The sequence below is a fragment of the Gluconobacter roseus genome (genome assembly GCF_046058915.1).
Classification (GTDB): Bacteria; Pseudomonadota; Alphaproteobacteria; order Acetobacterales; family Acetobacteraceae; genus Gluconobacter; species Gluconobacter roseus_A.
The window spans coordinates 493,395-509,807 of the sequence record NZ_CP175538.1 but is presented as its reverse complement, the minus strand read 5'-3'; the positions used below and the strand labels follow the sequence as shown (position 1 = coordinate 509,807).

General features: G+C 58.3%; 16 protein-coding genes and 1 pseudogene. 11 read left to right on the top strand and 6 right to left on the bottom strand.

Annotated elements, in window-relative coordinates; all coding sequences use genetic code 11:
* From ACJ2A4_RS02465 to ACJ2A4_RS02455, 3 genes are all read right to left on the bottom strand, one after another.
* Positions 1 to 825, bottom strand: coding sequence for an ABC transporter permease (locus tag ACJ2A4_RS02465; RefSeq protein ID WP_408873472.1), 825 nt, complete (start codon positions 823 to 825; stop codon positions 1 to 3).
* Entirely contained in the window at positions 822 to 1,802 is a 981-nt protein-coding gene (locus ACJ2A4_RS02460; RefSeq protein WP_408873471.1) for an ATP-binding cassette domain-containing protein, read from the bottom strand. Before ACJ2A4_RS02460 ends, ACJ2A4_RS02465 begins: the two co-directional genes overlap by 4 nt.
* Before the next feature lie 173 nt (positions 1,803 to 1,975).
* Entirely contained in the window at positions 1,976 to 2,404 is a 429-nt protein-coding gene (locus ACJ2A4_RS02455; protein WP_408873470.1) for an Lrp/AsnC family transcriptional regulator, read from the bottom strand.
* 122 nt (positions 2,405 to 2,526) lie between these two features.
* Between ACJ2A4_RS02455 and ACJ2A4_RS02450 the strand changes: the two genes are divergently transcribed.
* The gene (locus ACJ2A4_RS02450) at positions 2,527 to 3,603 is read left to right on the top strand and encodes a saccharopine dehydrogenase C-terminal domain-containing protein (protein ID WP_408873469.1); all 1,077 of its coding nucleotides are present in this window, start codon (positions 2,527 to 2,529) and stop codon (positions 3,601 to 3,603) included.
* A 13-nt stretch (positions 3,604 to 3,616) separates the two neighbouring features.
* Here the strand turns inward: ACJ2A4_RS02450 and ACJ2A4_RS02445 are convergent, their stop codons facing one another.
* Positions 3,617 to 4,687: a YeiH family protein gene (locus tag ACJ2A4_RS02445; RefSeq protein ID WP_408874079.1), complete on the bottom strand. Its 1,071-nt coding sequence runs from the start codon at positions 4,685 to 4,687 to the stop codon at positions 3,617 to 3,619.
* A gap of 120 nt (positions 4,688 to 4,807) precedes the next feature.
* Here ACJ2A4_RS02445 and ACJ2A4_RS02440 point away from each other — a divergent pair, with 120 nt between their 5' ends.
* Positions 4,808 to 5,707, top strand: a complete 900-nt coding sequence (locus tag ACJ2A4_RS02440) for a LysR substrate-binding domain-containing protein (protein ID WP_408873468.1) — start codon at positions 4,808 to 4,810, stop codon at positions 5,705 to 5,707.
* A gap of 67 nt (positions 5,708 to 5,774) precedes the next feature.
* Here ACJ2A4_RS02440 and ACJ2A4_RS02435 read toward each other — a convergent pair whose 3' ends face one another.
* Both ACJ2A4_RS02435 and ACJ2A4_RS02430 read right to left on the bottom strand, forming a co-directional pair.
* The gene (locus tag ACJ2A4_RS02435; RefSeq protein ID WP_408873467.1) at positions 5,775 to 5,981 is read right to left on the bottom strand and encodes a cold-shock protein; all 207 of its coding nucleotides are present in this window, start codon (positions 5,979 to 5,981) and stop codon (positions 5,775 to 5,777) included.
* 271 nt (positions 5,982 to 6,252) lie between these two features.
* Positions 6,253 to 6,891 carry a TetR/AcrR family transcriptional regulator gene (locus ACJ2A4_RS02430; RefSeq protein WP_408873466.1) on the bottom strand — a complete coding sequence of 213 codons (639 nt, stop codon included), beginning with the start codon at positions 6,889 to 6,891 and terminating at the stop codon, positions 6,253 to 6,255.
* A 321-nt stretch (positions 6,892 to 7,212) separates the two neighbouring features.
* Here ACJ2A4_RS02430 and ACJ2A4_RS02425 point away from each other — a divergent pair, with 321 nt between their 5' ends.
* The 9 genes and pseudogenes from ACJ2A4_RS02425 to ACJ2A4_RS02385 all read left to right on the top strand — a co-directional run bounded on the left by ACJ2A4_RS02425 (position 7,213) and on the right by ACJ2A4_RS02385 (position 16,409).
* Entirely contained in the window at positions 7,213 to 8,292 is a 1,080-nt protein-coding gene (locus ACJ2A4_RS02425; protein WP_408873465.1) for an IS5 family transposase, read from the top strand.
* A gap of 135 nt (positions 8,293 to 8,427) precedes the next feature.
* Positions 8,428 to 9,066 (top strand): aldehyde dehydrogenase family protein, encoded by a 639-nt coding sequence (locus tag ACJ2A4_RS02420; protein ID WP_408873464.1) that lies wholly within the window; start codon positions 8,428 to 8,430, stop codon positions 9,064 to 9,066.
* Positions 9,053 to 9,805 carry an aldehyde dehydrogenase family protein gene (locus ACJ2A4_RS02415; protein WP_408873463.1) on the top strand — a complete coding sequence of 251 codons (753 nt, stop codon included), beginning with the start codon at positions 9,053 to 9,055 and terminating at the stop codon, positions 9,803 to 9,805. The genes ACJ2A4_RS02420 and ACJ2A4_RS02415 overlap by 14 nt, the downstream gene beginning before the upstream one ends.
* Positions 9,805 to 10,674: pseudogene (locus ACJ2A4_RS02410) on the top strand (GMC family oxidoreductase); the annotation flags it as partial. The gene ACJ2A4_RS02415 and the pseudogene ACJ2A4_RS02410, both read left to right, overlap by 1 nt.
* Before the next feature lie 78 nt (positions 10,675 to 10,752).
* Positions 10,753 to 11,400, top strand: a complete 648-nt coding sequence (locus ACJ2A4_RS02405) for a GMC family oxidoreductase (protein WP_408874078.1) — start codon at positions 10,753 to 10,755, stop codon at positions 11,398 to 11,400.
* Positions 11,401 to 11,517: 117 nt separating this feature from the next.
* Complete coding sequence (locus tag ACJ2A4_RS02400; RefSeq protein ID WP_408873462.1) at positions 11,518 to 13,089, top strand: acyl CoA:acetate/3-ketoacid CoA transferase; 1,572 nt, start codon at positions 11,518 to 11,520, stop codon at positions 13,087 to 13,089.
* A 40-nt stretch (positions 13,090 to 13,129) separates the two neighbouring features.
* Positions 13,130 to 14,392 (top strand): glycerate kinase, encoded by a 1,263-nt coding sequence (locus ACJ2A4_RS02395; protein ID WP_408873461.1) that lies wholly within the window; start codon positions 13,130 to 13,132, stop codon positions 14,390 to 14,392.
* A 110-nt stretch (positions 14,393 to 14,502) separates the two neighbouring features.
* Complete coding sequence (locus tag ACJ2A4_RS02390) at positions 14,503 to 15,645, top strand: acyl-CoA dehydrogenase family protein (protein WP_062495289.1); 1,143 nt, start codon at positions 14,503 to 14,505, stop codon at positions 15,643 to 15,645.
* Positions 15,642 to 16,409 carry a 3-ketoacyl-ACP reductase gene (locus ACJ2A4_RS02385; protein WP_408873460.1) on the top strand — a complete coding sequence of 256 codons (768 nt, stop codon included), beginning with the start codon at positions 15,642 to 15,644 and terminating at the stop codon, positions 16,407 to 16,409. Before ACJ2A4_RS02390 ends, ACJ2A4_RS02385 begins: the two co-directional genes overlap by 4 nt.
* The last annotated feature ends 4 nt before the right edge of the window (positions 16,410 to 16,413 follow it).

Below are 16,413 nucleotides of genomic sequence, written 5' to 3'. Positions count from 1 at the left end.
TCAGGCACCCTGCACCTCCAGCCGGTTCACGGTCTGACGCATCCACAGCCGTCCAAGGAGCGTCAGGGCCGCAAGCCAGAAGATCTGCAGGCCCAGACCTGTCGCAACGCCACCGGGAATGGGCGTTCCGAGATAGATACGGATCGGGATGTCGGTAATGCCGGCAAAGGGTTGCACAAGCAGGAACGGGCGGATCCAGTCGGGATAGAGCGGCAGTGGCAGCAGCATCCCGGACAGCAGAACGGCCAGAGGTGTTCCCACCGCGTAGCTTCCCAGAGGCGAAAGCGTACGGGCCGTGAGGATATTCCAGCCCATGACGATGGTGGCGGAAAGCAGTGCGCCGAGCGTAATGGAAATGAGGGCAAGGGTTGCGGATATCAGGCTCGCAGGGGGAGCAAGGCTCCAGGCCCCCAGACCGACAAGCATGGCCAGCGGACCGGCCACGCAGGCCAGCAGAACCGCGCGGGGCACCGCATTCCCCAGCAGTCGCGCCAGGCTGGCAGACAGCCACCAGTTCCACATATCGACTGGCCGGAGCAGGTCATAGACGATGGAACCTGTCCGGGCGGCGTCTCCGATCGCGGGAAGACAGCCGAGCGGCAGAAGCGTGAAAAGCGACTGCTGGATCCAGGTATAGGCCATGGCCTGCCGCAGCGAGAGCGGGGCCTGCACGTCCGGAGCCGCATGATAGACCGAGGCATAGGCCATCAGGGTCACGGCCCCGAACCACATCTGCGCCACCAGTCCGGCGACGACCGCGATGCGGTATCGCAGACCGATCTTCCATTGGAGACCAAGGGCCGTGAGATAGGGACGCAGGCTCATGCCGCGTGATCCGCATAAAAGCGTGTGATGATTTCATCGATCGAAGGGCGGCTGATCCGAAGATCGTCGAGGCCGGGTAAATGGCCGACATGCGCGACGAGAGCCGGGGCAGGGATCTGACGCGGGTCGAAAGTAATCGTGAGACTGTGGGGCTCGCGCGCGGTTTCGCTGGCGCCGGCGGGAAGCGTCAGTTCGGGGGGCGTATCATGGAAATCGAGTTCGAGAATACGCTCGGACAGGGTTGTCGTCCGCAGGTCCTCGAACGGGCTGTCTGCGAGAATGCGGCCATGACCAATGACGATCACGCGCTCCGCGAGGGCTTCGATGTCATGCATGTCATGGGTGGTCAGTAGGACAGTAGTGCCCCGGTCCCGGCAAAGTTCATGGACAAACGCCCGCACGGCGAGCTTGGACGGTGCATCCAGACCAATCGTCGGTTCGTCAAGAATAAGGATGTCCGGATCATGGATGAGGGACGCCGCGATTTCCGCACGCATTCTCTGTCCAAGCGAAAGCTGACGCACCGACTGGTCCATGATCCCGCCAAGATCGAGCGCATCTGCCAGACGGGCGCGGTTGCGGGCGAAACGCTCAGGCTCGACGCCATAAATATCGCGCAGAAGGGCAAGACCCTCGCCAACTGAAAGATCCCACCACAACTGTGTCCGCTGGCCGAACACGACGCCAATCCGCGCGACATGGGCCACACGGTTTGTCCACGGAACCAGCCCGTTGACCTGCACTTCTCCTGAACTTGGACGCAGGATACCGGAAAGGATCTTGATCGCCGTCGATTTTCCCGCGCCGTTCGGGCCGATAAAGCCTGCGATCTGGCCTTTGGGCACGGAGAAGGAAATCCCGTCCAGTGCAACAATGTCCCGCGTTTTGCCCCGCCAGCTTCCCCCTTCGCGGATACGATAGGTTTTCCGCAGATCACGGACTGTAATGGCGTCTGAAGTGGAAAGAGGCGTCTGCATCAGGGCTCCGTGATGGGCGGAAAAGGGGATTTTTCAAAAACAGTGACCAGCGAAGAATAATGAAATCAATAGGTTTCTAATGCAGAGCCGGAAATCGGAGCCTGTATTGCCGGATATTCTTTCGAATTATTTGCCATTGGACCTGGCTGAAGCAGGATAAGACGTACCGCGTTTCAGCTTCCCTTCCTGAAACGTGTTGATAGGATGATCGCCGAAACGGTCCGTTCCACGCCATCCATTTGTCCAATATCGTCAATCGCCCTGTTGATGTTTTCAGTCGTTGACGCGCCAAGAAGGGCAATCAGGTCCGAGGCTCCGCTGACGGCATGCAGCTCCCGGAGTTCCGGCAGCATTTTCAGATCCCGTTCAACCTTCTGGCTGTAGCGCGGCGTGATGACGATCGAAACATGCGCGCGCACCAGATCATCATCCGGGCTTTCCAGAAGCGTGTAGCCCCGGATCCGTCCCTGCCGCTCCAGACGCTCCATGCGCCCCTGCAGCGTGGTGCGGGATATTCCCAGTCTGCGGGCCAGCGCCGCAGTAGGGGTGCGCGCATTGCGGCGCAGGATATCGAGAAGGGCCTGGTTGATCTGATCCGTCATTCTGCCTGTTATATCCGGCATTCTGCCGATAGAAACGGCTTTTTGCCGTCAGCCTGCCGCTTGAGATCCGTCGTCTTCGGTCATGATCATTTCCATAACACTTCCGGAACAGGATCATCACCATGAAGCAGGTTACAGTCGCAGGCGCAGGCAAGATCGGTTCGGCCATTGCAGAGCTTCTCCATCATGGCGGCTACAAAGTGACGCTGCTCGACTGTCACGCGGATTATCTCAAGAGCCTGAAACTGCCGGAAGGGATCGTGCGCCAGACGGCTGATATCGCACACGGCCTCGATCCCGCAGTGCTTGCAGGACAGTTTGCCATCCTTTCCGCACTGCCCTTCCATCTGACGCGGACCGTAGCCAAAGCGGCAGCAGTAACGGGCGTACATTATCTGGACCTGACCGAGGACGTCGCCTCCACAAAGGACGTCAGGGCTCTGGCCGAGGGCGCCTCAACAGCGTTCATTCCGCAATGCGGTCTGGCGCCGGGCTTTGTCTCCATTGCCGCGCATGATCTGGCCGGGCATTTCGACGCGGTCGATACGATCCGGCTGCGCGTCGGCGCACTGCCCCGTTTCCCGTCCAATGCCTTGGGCTACAACCTGACCTGGAGCACGGAAGGTCTCATCAACGAATATATCGAGCCCTGCGAAGCCATCGTCAACAGAAAGCGTGCTCTTGTTCCTGCGCTCGATGGCATGGAAACGCTCGGTATGGACGGTGTCCTCTACGAAGCGTTCAATACATCAGGGGGACTTGGATCGCTGTGTGAGACCTATGAAGGTCGGGTTCGTGAGCTCAATTATCGGACCATGCGCTATCCGGGCCACCGTGACATCATGAAGGTGCTGTTGTCGGATCTGCGTCTGTCGGAACGCCGCCACATCCTTCAGGATATTTTCACGCATGCCATTCCGGGGACGTCTCAGGATCTGGTGGTGCTCTCGGTCATCGTCACGGGTATGCGCCATGGCAGACAGCATCAGGAAACGCTGGCCCGGACCATTCAGGCGCGGGACTTCATGGGCGGCTATCGTACCGCCATCCAGTTGACGACGGCAGGCTCGATCTGCGCCGTTCTGGATCTGCTTGCTGAAGGAAAAATCCCCACCAGTGGCTTTGTCCGTCAGGAAGACATTCCCCTCAATGCCTATCTGTCAAACCGGTACGGACAGGTTTACCAGCAGCAGAACTGAACCGCCTGTTGCCTCAGTGGCACATCAAAAGCTGGACCAGAAGAAGGCTGGCGCTGACAAGGTCTGTGAGAGACATCAGCACTGTCAGTACTAGCGGCCGGCCAGCCCGGAAGACAGAACGGATATCAATACCCAAGCCAAGCGCCGCCATTGCCAGAATGGTCAGAAAAGTGGCTGTCTGGCTGAGAGGCGCAATCAGGGGCGATGGGATGACACCGAATGAGCGGATGATGACCATCAGCATGAAGCCGATAATGTACCACGGAACGAGGGAGGTCAGTTTCTGACGTCTGTCGGGGTGGGTGGTGACCGAAGTGCGGTCGTTCCGGTCTGCTCTACCGGCCAGGAATGAAAGAGCGATGCAGACCGGACCAAGCATCAGGACGCGCATCAGTTTGACGAGCGTTCCCATCTGCAATGCTGCCGGCCCGAAAGGGAAAGCCGCCGCCATGACCTGTGGGACGGCGTAAACCGTCAGCCCCGCGACGGCCCCTTTGGCAATGTCTGGCATGTGCAGACAGGACAGCAGGAACGGCAGTCCGAGCACGACCGCAAGGCCTCCTGCTGCGGTAAAGGCAATCGTTGCACCCACATCCTCGTCTCGCGCATGCACTGCGGGTGCTGCCGCCATGATTGCGGAGTTGCCGCAGATGGAATTGCCGCAGGCTACAAGAAGCGTCTGGGTCGGCGACAGACTGTTCAGCCGCCCGGCCCAGCAGGTGAAAACAAGGCTGAAAATCACCATACCCATGACAGACAGCAGGAGTTCCGGTCCAGCAGAGAGGATAGCCTGCAGACTGAAAGTCGTGCCCAGGATGACGATGGCAATGTTGAGAAGCGTTTTGGAGCAGAATTTTATACCCGGCTGAAAAGAGGCTGCCGGTTTGTAAAAAGAGCGGAAGAGAACGCCGGCAATCAGTGCAAGATTGAGTGCTTCAAGAAACGCCTTGCCTGTAACCGCCCGCTCCAGACCTTCAAGACCGTAAGCCAGAACCGTAATTCCGATGCAGAGACTAATCCCCGGAATACGGGAATTTGTCAGAGCAATGGATGGAAATGGCGAATGATATCCGGGGCGCGATATGGACTTCACGATACTCTCTCCTTGATCGTGACGATTTAGGAGATCGCAAACTCATCGTTCCAACGCATAATTCTTCTGATTCCAATCAGAAAAAGCGATGAATTATGCTATCAGACCATCATGACCCTTGATCAGCTCCGTCTTTTCATCGCTGTCGCCGAGCGCGAACATGTCACCGCTGCGAGCCGGGCGATGAATGTGACCCAGTCCGCCGTCTCGGCTGCGATTGCCGCTCTGGAAGGACGCTATGGGGTCAAGCTGTTTCACCGGGTAGGACGGGGCATCCGTCTGACCGAGGCCGGGCGTCTTTTTTTGCCGGAAGCCCGCGCTGTCATTGCCCAGGCGACAGCGGCAGAGCATGTTCTCGACGATATCAGTGGGTTGAAACGGGGAACGCTCAAAGCCGTGGCCAGTCAGACAACGGCGGCCTACTGGCTTCCACCCATCCTGGTCGCTTTCCACAGGAAATATCCGCAGATCACTGTGGAACTTGCAATCAGCAACACCGAAGAAGCGGCGCGGAAAGTACGGGAAGGTGAGGCTGAACTGGGGATTGTGGAAGCCATCGTCGATGATCCGGTTCTGGCGCAGTGGCCTCTGGGCGAAGATCATCTCATCATCGTGCAGGCGGAAGACAGGGTTTCCGAGTCCGTGGGGAAAGACTGGCTAAAAGCTCAGCCCTGGGTTATGCGGGAACCGGGGTCCGGGACGCGTGCCACTCTGGAACATTATCTTCGAAGCCTCGATATTCTGCCGGAAGAGCTGGATATCAGTCTCGTTCTTCCATCAAACGAAAGTGTACGAACCGCTATTGAGGCAGGGGCGGGGATCGGCGCTCTGTCGTCGCTGGTGGTTGCGCCAGCGCTTCTGGCTGGGACACTGTATGCTGCGTCTGACGTGCTGGAAACCCGCTTCTTCTATGGGTTGCGACACAAGGAGCGTTATCGAAGCCCCGCTGCCGACGCTCTGCTGGATATGATCGAGCGTGAGGGCAGAGCTGTAAAAAGTCACAAAGTTTAGGCGAGCAGGCACAAAAAAGCCGCCCTGACGGGCGGCTTTCTGCACATCGGAATGTACAGCAGGGCAATCAGATTGCCTTGATGCTCACTGCCGACGTTTTGCCGTTGCGGCCAAACTCGAGCTCGTAAGAGACATGCTGACCTTCGTTGAGGGTATGCATTCCAGCGCGCTCGAGTTCAGAGATGTGAACGAACGCATCCTGGCCACCGTTGTCAGGCTGGATGAAACCAAAGCCCTTGGTGGAGTTAAACCATTTTACGGTGCCTGTTGCCATAACGAGGCTCCTTTTTAACAATAGCAGTCGTGCACAAGATACGCACGAAATCATAACTCTTAAGGGGAACGAATGACGCAACATGCGTCGAAAACCCGCTCAGGAGCACCTGCCAACACCAGATAGACGTTAAATCGCTCGTGAGTGCAAGAGAAAACTCAGTTTGCAGGAAAATAAATTGTAACAGGAATTCAATATCGGGTCTGATGATATCCTGAATTCAGACCGTTTTCAAAGCCGTTATATAATTAACACATTTTGTAAATTGGTTTTAATTCTTACAGACAAGGCGGCAGATCGTTTCAATATTGAAGGTAATTCTTTCCTGCAGGGCTTCGGGGGAGGTGAAATCCCGCTCAAAGATTACCGCGCCCGTGAAGCGGTTCGTGAAATAATAATAGTTGATCGAGGCGATGGTGATGTTAAGCTGCGCTGCATCAATGCCTTCGCGAAACACGTTTTCCCGCACCCCGCGATCCAGCAGGGCCTGAATGCGGCGGATGAATTTCTGACTGACTGTTCTCAGCGTGGGGGAGTTCTTGATGTGGACAGCTTGGCAGAGGTTTTCGCTGTTAACCAGTGTGATGAATTCGGGATTTCTGATGTAATATTCCCAGGTGAAACGGACGAGCGTCTCAAGTGCGGCTCTGGGAGGAAGATTTTCCAGATCAAGTTTCGTCTCTTCGGTCCGGATATTCAGATATTCCCTTTCCAGCACTGTCCTGAAGAGGCCATCCTTACTTTTGAAGTAATGGTACAGCATCCTCTTGTTGGCTTTTGCATCCAGGGCAATTGCATCGACCCGGGCGCCTTCGAGGCCATTTTTTGAAAATTCTTTTTTTGCGGCTTCGAGAATGCGTAGTTTCGTGGCTTCCGCGTCCCTGACACGCGTCTTTACGGCAATGGACATTCTTTTTTTCTCAGGGGGCATCAGTCGCCTGTTCCGCACTCAATAGGAGCGCTCTCTTTGCGGGAAACTGCCATAAAATGGAAGTGCCGCAAAAGATCACACACAAAATGAGAAAAAATATCAACGTAACGTGATTTCATGCTGGTGCACCCCTGCGATATGTGTAAGTAACTACATGGTGCATTAGGCGTTAGGAAGCTGGAACCCCAACGCCTCTGGTCAAATGCAGGTGAGGGGTACCTGGAGGGTTCGAAAAACCCCCTGGTATTGAGGTCTGCTCTGTGATTCCATTTCCCCTTAGTTGATTGGGGATGATGAAAGATGAAGCAGCCGGGTTTCTTTGATGTTGAAGAACGGCTTGCCCGCTTGAGCGGGCTTGGTGATCAGCTGGAGGCCTTTTCCCGGACTGTGGATTTTGAAGTCTTCCGCCCTGACCTGGAGAAGGCTCTGGCCTATTCAGACGGAAGTAAAGGCGGACGACCGCCGTTTGATCCGGTGCTGATGTTCAAAATTCTGGTCATCCAGACGTTGAACAATTTGTCTGATGAACGGACAGAGTATCTGATCAATGACCGCCTGTCGTTCATGCGTTTCCTTGGTCTGGGACTTTCGGATCGGGTGCCGGATGCCAAAACGGTCTGGCTGTTCCGCGAGCGTCTGACCCAGGCGGGTGCCATTGAAAGGCTGTTCAACCGCTTTGATGCGACCCTGCGCAACGCCGGTTATCTCCCGATGTCCGGCCAGATCCTGGATGCCACACTGGTGGCTGCTCCAAAGCAGCGCAATACGAAGGCTGAGAAAGCGGATCTCCGGGCAGGACGTCTTCCAGAAGACTGGCAGGACAAACCCGCAAAGCTGTCGCACAAGGATCGTCATGCACGATGGACACTGAAGTTCACGAAGGCGAAGCGGCAGGACGATGGAACCATACCGTCGAGCGATCTCGCCATCCCGTTCTTTGGCTACAAATCCCACGTCTCCATCGACCGGAAGTTTCGGTTCATCCGAAAATGGAAGACGACGGATGCCGCCGCCAGTGATGGTGCGCGATTGAGAGAGGGGCTGTTAGATAAAACCAATACGGCCTCAAGCGTTTGGGCTGATACAGCTTATCGCTCGAAAGCGAATGAGGACTTCATGGACAAAGAGGGTTTTGTCTCAAAGGTTCACAGAAAAAAGCCGCATCTCAAGCCTATGCCCCGACATATCCAGAAATCGAATGCTGGAAAGTCCGTGATCCGATCGCGCGTCGAGCACGTCTTTGCCGACCAGAAATCACAGACGGGATTGTTCATCCGAACTGTCGGTATCACCCGGGCCACCATGAGGATCGGGCTGGCCAATATCGTCTACAACATGCGCCGCTTCCTCTTCCTCGAAAGATTGAACGCGAGCGCATAGTCATCCAGCGGGAGAGCAGTCCCCGATCTGCTCAAAACGCAGATCAAAAGCTCCCCCAAAAACCGTCAATCAAATCGCCAAAAACCTGAAATCACCAGCCAAGCGTATCAATCAAGGGTTCTTCGATCCCTCCAGGTGCCTGTCACACGTATTCCACGCTGCACCCGCGAAGACCTTGATGAGGCCGTGGCTGCCGCCCGTCGTGCTTTTGAGAACGGAAGCTGGTCCGGCCTGCCGGCAGCGGAGCGTGCTGCGGTTCTTCTGAAAGTTGCGGGACTTCTGCGCGAGCGTCGTGACGAGATCGCCTACTGGGAAGTGCTCGAAAACGGCAAACCCATCAGCCAGGCCAAGGGCGAGATTGACCACTGTATTGCCTGTTTCGAAATGGCCGCCGGTGCTGCCCGCCTGCTTCATGGCGACACGTTCAACAATCTGGGCGAGGGCATGTTCGGCATGGTCCTGCGGGAGCCGATCGGGGTGGTCGGTTTGATTACGCCGTGGAACTTTCCGTTCATGATCCTGTGTGAGCGCGCGCCGTTCATTCTCGCATCCGGCTGCACACTGGTCGTCAAGCCTGCCGAGGTCACGAGCGCCACAACGCTTCTTCTGGCGGAAGTTCTTGCCGATGCCGGGCTGCCGAAGGGCGTCTTCAATGTCGTGACCGGGACGGGACGCACGGTTGGTCAGGCCATGACCGAGCATCAGGACATCGACATGCTGTCCTTCACGGGCTCCACGGGCGTTGGCAAGCCCTGCATCCATGCGGCCGGCTGACAGCAACCTGAAGAAACTGGGCCTCGAACTGGGCGGCAAGAACCCGATTGTCGTGTTCGCCGACAGTGATCTGGAGGACGCTGCTGATGCCGTGGCCTTCGGGATCAGCTTCAACACCGGGCAGTGCTGCGTGTCTTCGAGCCGTCTGATTGTCGAGCGGTCCATCGCCGAGAAGTTCGAGCGCCTTGTTGTCGCGAAAATGGAAAAGATCCGCGTTGGCGATCCGTTTGATCCGGAGACGCAGATCGGCGCCATCACGACGGAAGCGCAGAACAAGACCATTCTGGACTACATCGCCAAGGGCAAGGCGGAAGGCACCAGGCTGCTCTGCGGTGGCGGTGCCGTCGATTTCGGCAAGGGGCAATATATCCAGCCGACGCTCTTCACGGATGTGAAGCCATCCATGGGTATCGCGCGTGACGAGATCTTCGGCCCGGTTCTGGCATGCTTCCATTTCGATACCGTCGATGAAGCGATCGCGATCGCCAATGATACGGTTTATGGCCTCGCCGCATCGGTCTGGAGCAAGAATATCGACAAGGCGCTTGCGGTGACCCGTCGGGTCCGTGCCGGTCGCTTCTGGGTCAACACGATCATAAGCGGCGGTCCCGAGACGCCGCTGGGTGGTTTCAAGCAGTCGGGCTGGGGCCGTGAGGCCGGTCTGTACGGCGTTGAGGAATATACGCAGATCAAATCTGTCCATATCGAGACTGGCAAACGTTCGCACTGGATTTCGTAATGACGAGCGGTTTTGATTACATCGTTGTCGGTGGCGGTTCGGCTGGCTGTGTTCTCGCAGCCCGCCTTTCCGAAAATCCTTCCGTCCGTGTCTGCCTCATTGAGGCAGGCCGGCGGGACACTCATCCTCTGATTCACATGCCGGTCGGCTTCGCCAAGATGACCACCGGCCCGCATACTTGGGATCTCCTGACGGAGCCGCAGAAGCACGCGAATAACAGGCAGATCCCCTACGTTCAGGGCCGGGTTCTGGGTGGCGGATCGTCAATCAACGCGGAAGTTTTCACCCGCGGGCATCCATCCGATTTCGATCGGTGGGCGGCGGAAGGCGCAGATGGCTGGAGCTTCCGGGACGTTCAGAAATATTTCATCCGTTCCGAAGGAAACGCGATTTTCGCTGGTGACTGGCACGGGACAAACGGGCCGCTCGGGGTTTCCAACCTCGCGGACCCGAACCCGACCAGCCGTGCATTCGTCCAGAGTTGTCAGGAAATGGGGCTGCCCTACAATCCCGATTTCAATGGCGCATCGCAGGAAGGCGCTGGCATCTACCAGATGACCATCCGCAACAACCGACGCTGCTCGACGGCTGTGGGATATCTGCGTCCGGCTCTCGGGCGGAAGAACCTGACGGTTGTGACACGCGCGCTGGTCCTGAAGATCGTCTTCAACGGGGCACGGGCAACGGGTGTGTAGTATATTGCCAATGGCACTCTGAACACGGCCGAAGCGACCCAGGAAATCGTTGTCACAGCCGGAGCCATCGGGACGCCGAAGCTGATGATGCTGTCGGGCGTCGGACCTGCGGCGCATCTGCGTGAGAATGGCATTTCGGTCGTGCAGGATCTGCCGGGCGTGGGCGAAAACCTTCAGGACCATTTTGGCGTGGATATCGTGGCCGAGCTCAAGACGGATGAGAGTTTCGACCGGTACAGGAAGCTCCAGTGGATGCTCTGGGCTGGTCTTGAATATACGATGTTCAAATCGGGGCCTGTCGCATCGAACGTGGTTGAAAGGGGAGCCTTCTGGTACTCTGATCCGTCTTCCGACATTCCCGACCTGCAGTTCCATTTCCTTGCCGGAGCTGGCGCGGAAGCAGGTGTGACATCCGTACCGAAAGGCGCTTCGGGAATTACGCTGAACAGCTATGTGCTACGGCCGAAATCCCGCGGAACAGTGCGGCTGCGTTCCGCCGATCCGAGACTCAATCCGATGGTTGATCCCAATTTTCTTGGTGATCCGGCGGATCTCGAGACTTCTGCGGAAGGGGTACGGTTGAGCTACGAAATGTTCTCTCAGCCTTCCTTGCAGAAGCATATCAAGGAAACGTGCTTCTTTAGCGGTAAACAGCCAACGGCACAGATGTATCGCGACTATGCCAAACAGCACGGTCGCACGTCCTATCATCCAACCTGCACCTGCAAGATGGGTCGCGATGACATGGCCGTCGTGGATCCGCGCCTGAAGGTCCATGGGCTGGAAGGGATCCGGATCTGTGACAGTTCCGTCATGCCTTCGCTGCTGGGATCCAACACCAATGCTGCCACGATCATGATTGGTGAGCGGGCCGCAGATTTCATCCAGGGGAACGCCTGAGCAGCGGCGTTCCCGTATTTTCAACACTTACAGACACTGAAAAAGTCGCGCAGTCACGCTGAGCTTTTTTAACCGGATTCCTGGTAACTAACCAGTTAGATACAAAGGCATTGGGACATGACCAAAGTCAGGACAGCGGCCGAGGCGGTAAGCCTCATCAAGGACGGAGCAACAGTCGCCGTCAATTCCTCATCGGGGCTTCTGTGTCCCGATGCGGTTCTGGAGGCCCTTGGACAGCGTTATGAAGCCACGAAGTCGCCCGCAAAGCTGACGACCGTCCATCCGATTGCCGCAGGTGACATGTTCGGGACCAAGGGCGTGGACCATCTCGCCCGTCCGGGCATGATCACGAAGATCATCGGTGGCTCCTATCCTTCAGGGCCGAGCAATGCCGAGCCGCCGCTGATCTGGCAGCGTATCCAGGCAGAAGATCTGGCCGCCTATAACGTCCCGTCCGGCGTAATTTTCGACATGCTGCGGGAAGGGGCGGCAAAGCGTCCCGGCGTTCTGACCAAGGTCGGGCTTGATACCTTCGCAGACCCGAAGCGTGATGGCTGCGCGATGAATGAGACGGCACGGCTGAATCCGCTCGTTCGTCATATGGATTTCGAGGGCGAGGACTGGCTGTACTTCCCCGCGTTGCGCCCGGACGTGGCCATCATCCGTGGCTCAACCGCGGACGAAAATGGCAACCTGACCTTTGAGCAGGAAGGCGCGACGCTCGGTGCCATGGAAATGGCCCTGGCGGCTCATAACAATGGCGGTCTGGTGATTGCGCAGGTCCGTCGTGTGGCGGCGCAGGGCACGCTCAAACCGCATGACGTCAAGGTGCCGGGTATTCTGGTAGATGTGATCGTCGAAGCGCCGGAGCAGCTTCAGACAACCGCAACGGCCTACGATCCCGCCATTTCCGGTGAGATTTTCCGTCCGCTCTCCACATTCGACATTCCGGATTTCGGCCCGTCCAAAGTCATGGCCCGTCGCGTGGCGCAGGAGCTGAAACAGGGCTGGGCCGTGAATATCGGATTTGGTATTCCCGCGAATGTTCCGCGTATCCTGCTGGAAGAAGGGCGGCACGGCGCCGTGACCTGGGTGATCGAACAGGGAGCCGTGGGCGGCATCCCGCTGCTCGACTTCAAGTTCGGCTGTGCCAGCAATGCCGAGGCCTTTGTCGCATCGCCCCATCAGTTTTCTTATTTTCAGGCGGGCGGTTTCGACTGTTCACTGCTGTCCTTCCTTGAGATCGGACAGAACGGTTCGGTGAATGTCAGCCGTCTGGCTGCGACGCCGCATCGCACGGCGGGGGCCGGTGGGTTCGTCGATATTACGGCAAGGGCCAAGCGCATCATTTTCTCGGGCAATTTCAATGCCGGAGCGAAAATGCATATCGAAGACGGGCGCCTTGTGATCGATAAGGAAGGCAAGATCGCAAAAATCGTGCCCGAAGTGTCGCAGGTGAGCTTTTCCGGCGCCCGTGCCACCGAAACCGGGCAGGAGATCACTTATGTGACGGAGCGTTGCGTTCTGAGGCTACTGGATGGCAAGCTGACGGTCACTGAAATCGCGCCGGGGATCAACTTGCAGCGGGACATTCTGGATCAGGCAACGGCTCACCTCGAAGTCGCGCCCGATCTGAAAGACATGGACGCGGCCCTGTTCCGTGACGAACCCATGGGACTGACCCTGTGACCTTCACCCTCAGCGCCAGACGGACAGACAGGAACTGACCATGATGCTTCAGGACCGCATGTTTCTGACAGGACTCTTCGACGCCGCCGTTGGCGCGGCCGAGCCGGAGCAGATCCTGGCGGCGCATCTGCCCGAGCCCCCGAAGGGCCGGACAGTTGTGGTTGGCGCGGGAAAAGGTGCAGCCCAGCTCGCGGCGGCTTTCGAGCGCGTCTGGAAAGGGCCACTCAGCGGTGTGGTGGTCACGCGTTACGGCAATGTTTGCCCGACGCAGTCCATCCGGGTTCTGGAAGCCTCGCATCCGGTGCCGGATAAAGCAGGACTGAAAGCCACGGAAGCGCTTCTTGAAGCGGTAAAGGGGCTGGGGCCGGACGATCTCGTTGTGGCGCTCATCTGTGGGGGCGGATCGGCTCTGCTGCCATCCCCGCCACCGGGCATGACGCTTGAGGACGAGGCCGAACTGAACCGTGTCCTGCTCGCATCCGGCGCGCCAATTTCCGTCATGAACAGCATTCGCAAGCAGGTGTCGGGCATCAAGGGTGGCCGTCTGGCGGCCGCAGCGGCTCCGGCTAAGGTCGTGTCTCTGGTGGTGTCGGATGTTCCTTTTGACGATCCTGCGCAGGTAGCCTCCGGGCCCACAGTGCCGGATCTGGGAACACGGGAGGATGCGCGTCGTCTGGCAAAGACGTGGAAACTGCGTCTGCCGGAAAGGATCCAGTCATGGCTGAATGGGGAAGAGGGGCGCGCACCATTGGCAACCGATCCGGTCTTCAACAGGAATGAGGTGCGCGTGATCGCCTCGGCACATCTGTCGCTGGAAGCGGCGGCAGAAAAGGTGCGGCAGGCGGGGATTTATCCCGTGATCCTGTCGGATGCGATCGAAGGTGAGGCCAGGGACGTCGCCAAGGTTCATGCCGCTCTGGTGCGGGAAGTCATCCTGCGGGGACGACCTTTCCGACGACCGGTCGTCATCCTGTCAGGCGGCGAGACCACCGTAACCATACGCGGGCAGGGCGGCCGGGGAGGGCGCAATACCGAGTTTCTTCTGGCTTTTGCGCTGGCGGCGGAAGGCCTGCCGTTTTCAGCCCTGGCGGCGGATACTGACGGCATTGACGGCTCGGAAGACAATGCTGGGGCCTTTGCCGATGGTGTCAGTATGGAACGCCTGAGGGAAAAGGGGTTCAACCCTGCGGATCTTCTGATGGAGAACGACGCCTATACCGCGTTCGAAGCGCTGGGAGACCTGTTTGTGCCGGGCCCAACCAGGACGAACGTCAATGATTTCAGAGCCGTACTGGTTCGCTAGGAGCGGCTCGGAAAGCTTCAATAATGATTGATTGGTGAGTGTGGCGGAAGCCGTAGTCTTTAACAGATTTTTCAGTAACCATCTAGTTAGTTACTTATACGGAGTTGGCTATGTTTCTGAACGAAATGCAGGAAGAAGTCCGCGAAACGACACGGTCTTTCGTGGATAACGTTATCCGTCCCGCCGCCGAGGCGCTGGACCGTGAGGAGCGCTTCCCGGCAGAAATCTATGAAGAAATGGGCAAGCTGGGCCTGTTCGGCATCGCTGTGCCCGAAGAACTTGGCGGACCGGGTTTCGATACGCTGACCTATGCGGTCGTGATGGAAGAACTGTCCCGCGGTTATGCCAGCGTGGCTGACCAGTGCGGTCTGGTGGAGCTGATCTCCACCCTTCTCGTGCGTCACGGAACGCCGGAACAGCAGAAGATGCTGCCCGACATCCTCTCCATGAAGCGCAAGGTCGCCTACTGTATCACGGAGCCCGAAGCTGGCACCGATGTCTCCGGCATCCGTACGACCGCCGTGCGCGATGGCGACGGCTGGGTCCTCAACGGCGGCAAGATCTGGATCCATAACGCACCGGTCGCCGATACGGGCTTTGTTCTGGCCCGGACCGACAAGGAAGCGGGCAACCGCGGCATGTCCATCTTTATCGTGGATCTGCATGCCAAGGGCGTCGAGCGTGGCCCCAAGGAGCACAAGATGGGCCAGCGGGCGAGCCAGGTTGGCGCGCTCGACTTCTCGGACGTCCGTCTGGGCAGCGATGCGCTGCTGGGCGAGATGAACCGTGGCTTCCACATGATGATGAGCGTGCTCGACAAGGGCCGCGTCGGCATCGCGGCACTGGCCGTCGGTATTGCTCAGGCCGGACTTGAAGCGGCCGTGGATTACGCCGGAACACGCAAGCAGTTCGGCAAGCACATCTCCGAGTTCCAGGGCGTGCAGTGGCTTCTGGCCGATATGGCCAAGGACATCGAGGCTGCACGGCTTCTGGTCCATTCGGCTGCGACAAAGATCGACCGCGGGCAGGACGCTACGCGCTCGTGCTCCATGGCCAAGTGCTTTGCCGGTGACATGGCGGTGGCGCGGACGGCCGATGCCGTACAGGTCTTTGGTGGCTCGGGCTATATCCGTGGCTTTGAGGTCGAGCGTCTGTACCGCGATGCCAAGATCACCCAGATCTACGAAGGCACAAACCAGATCCAGCGCATGATCATCGCGCGTGAGCTGCTCCGTAAAGGCGCACGGGCATGACACAGGTCGCTCTCGTCACCGGCTCCTCCAGAGGCATCGGTTTCGCTGCGGCGCAGGCTCTGGCGAAACGGGGCTTCGCTTTAGCGGTCAATGGACCGTTCGATGACGAGGAACTGCGTTCGGCCGTCAGCCGTCTGTCCGAAAGCGGAACGCGCGTCATGGCGCTCCCGTTCGACATCACGGATCTCTCCGTGCATGCGGAGCGACTGGCGCAGGTCGAGGCCGAGCTCGGGCCGCTGACGACGCTCGTAAACAATGCCGGCGTTGGCGTCCTCCAGCGCGGTGATCTGCTGGATGTGAGCGAAGCGAGTTGGGACCGCTGCCTGACGGTGAACACCAAGGCGCTGTTCTTTCTCTCGCAGGCTTTCGCAAAGCTGCTCCTGTCCCGCTCGCGGCCCGAAGGCGTGTTTCATTCCATCGTGAATGTGACCTCGTCCAACGCCACGGCCGTGGCGGTCCAGCGCTCCGAATACTGCGCCTTCAAGGCGGCTGCGGCGATGGTGTCCAAGGCTTTGGCCGTACGGCTCGGGCCTGAAAACATCGCAGTCTATGACGTGCAGCCCGGTCTGATCGCCACGGACATGACGGCTGCCGTGATCGAGCAGTATCGCCAGCGCGCCGTGGACGGGCTGACCCTGCTGCCACGCATCGGCGAACCCGAGGACATGGGCGGCATCATCGCGACCCTCGCTTCGGGCGGACTTCCCTACACCACAGGCCAGGTGATTTCGGCGGATGCCGGAATGCTTGTGCCGCGTTTCTGAGAAC

Coding starts and splice junctions, on each gene's coding strand:
- ACJ2A4_RS02465 (WP_408873472.1), bottom strand. CDS start 825: ATGAGCCTGCGTCCCTATCTCACGGCCCTTGGTCTCCAATGGAAGATC.
- ACJ2A4_RS02460 (WP_408873471.1), bottom strand. CDS start 1,802: ATGCAGACGCCTCTTTCCACTTCAGACGCCATTACAGTCCGTGATCTG.
- ACJ2A4_RS02455 (WP_408873470.1), bottom strand. CDS start 2,404: ATGACGGATCAGATCAACCAGGCCCTTCTCGATATCCTGCGCCGCAAT.
- ACJ2A4_RS02450 (WP_408873469.1), top strand. CDS start 2,527: ATGAAGCAGGTTACAGTCGCAGGCGCAGGCAAGATCGGTTCGGCCATT.
- ACJ2A4_RS02440 (WP_408873468.1), top strand. CDS start 4,808: ATGACCCTTGATCAGCTCCGTCTTTTCATCGCTGTCGCCGAGCGCGAA.
- ACJ2A4_RS02435 (WP_408873467.1), bottom strand. CDS start 5,981: ATGGCAACAGGCACCGTAAAATGGTTTAACTCCACCAAGGGCTTTGGT.
- ACJ2A4_RS02430 (WP_408873466.1), bottom strand. CDS start 6,891: ATGTCCATTGCCGTAAAGACGCGTGTCAGGGACGCGGAAGCCACGAAA.
- ACJ2A4_RS02425 (WP_408873465.1), top strand. CDS start 7,213: ATGAAGCAGCCGGGTTTCTTTGATGTTGAAGAACGGCTTGCCCGCTTG.
- ACJ2A4_RS02415 (WP_408873463.1), top strand. CDS start 9,053: ATGCGGCCGGCTGACAGCAACCTGAAGAAACTGGGCCTCGAACTGGGC.
- ACJ2A4_RS02405 (WP_408874078.1), top strand. CDS start 10,753: ATGCTCTGGGCTGGTCTTGAATATACGATGTTCAAATCGGGGCCTGTC.
- ACJ2A4_RS02400 (WP_408873462.1), top strand. CDS start 11,518: ATGACCAAAGTCAGGACAGCGGCCGAGGCGGTAAGCCTCATCAAGGAC.
- ACJ2A4_RS02395 (WP_408873461.1), top strand. CDS start 13,130: ATGATGCTTCAGGACCGCATGTTTCTGACAGGACTCTTCGACGCCGCC.
- ACJ2A4_RS02390 (WP_062495289.1), top strand. CDS start 14,503: ATGTTTCTGAACGAAATGCAGGAAGAAGTCCGCGAAACGACACGGTCT.
- ACJ2A4_RS02385 (WP_408873460.1), top strand. CDS start 15,642: ATGACACAGGTCGCTCTCGTCACCGGCTCCTCCAGAGGCATCGGTTTC.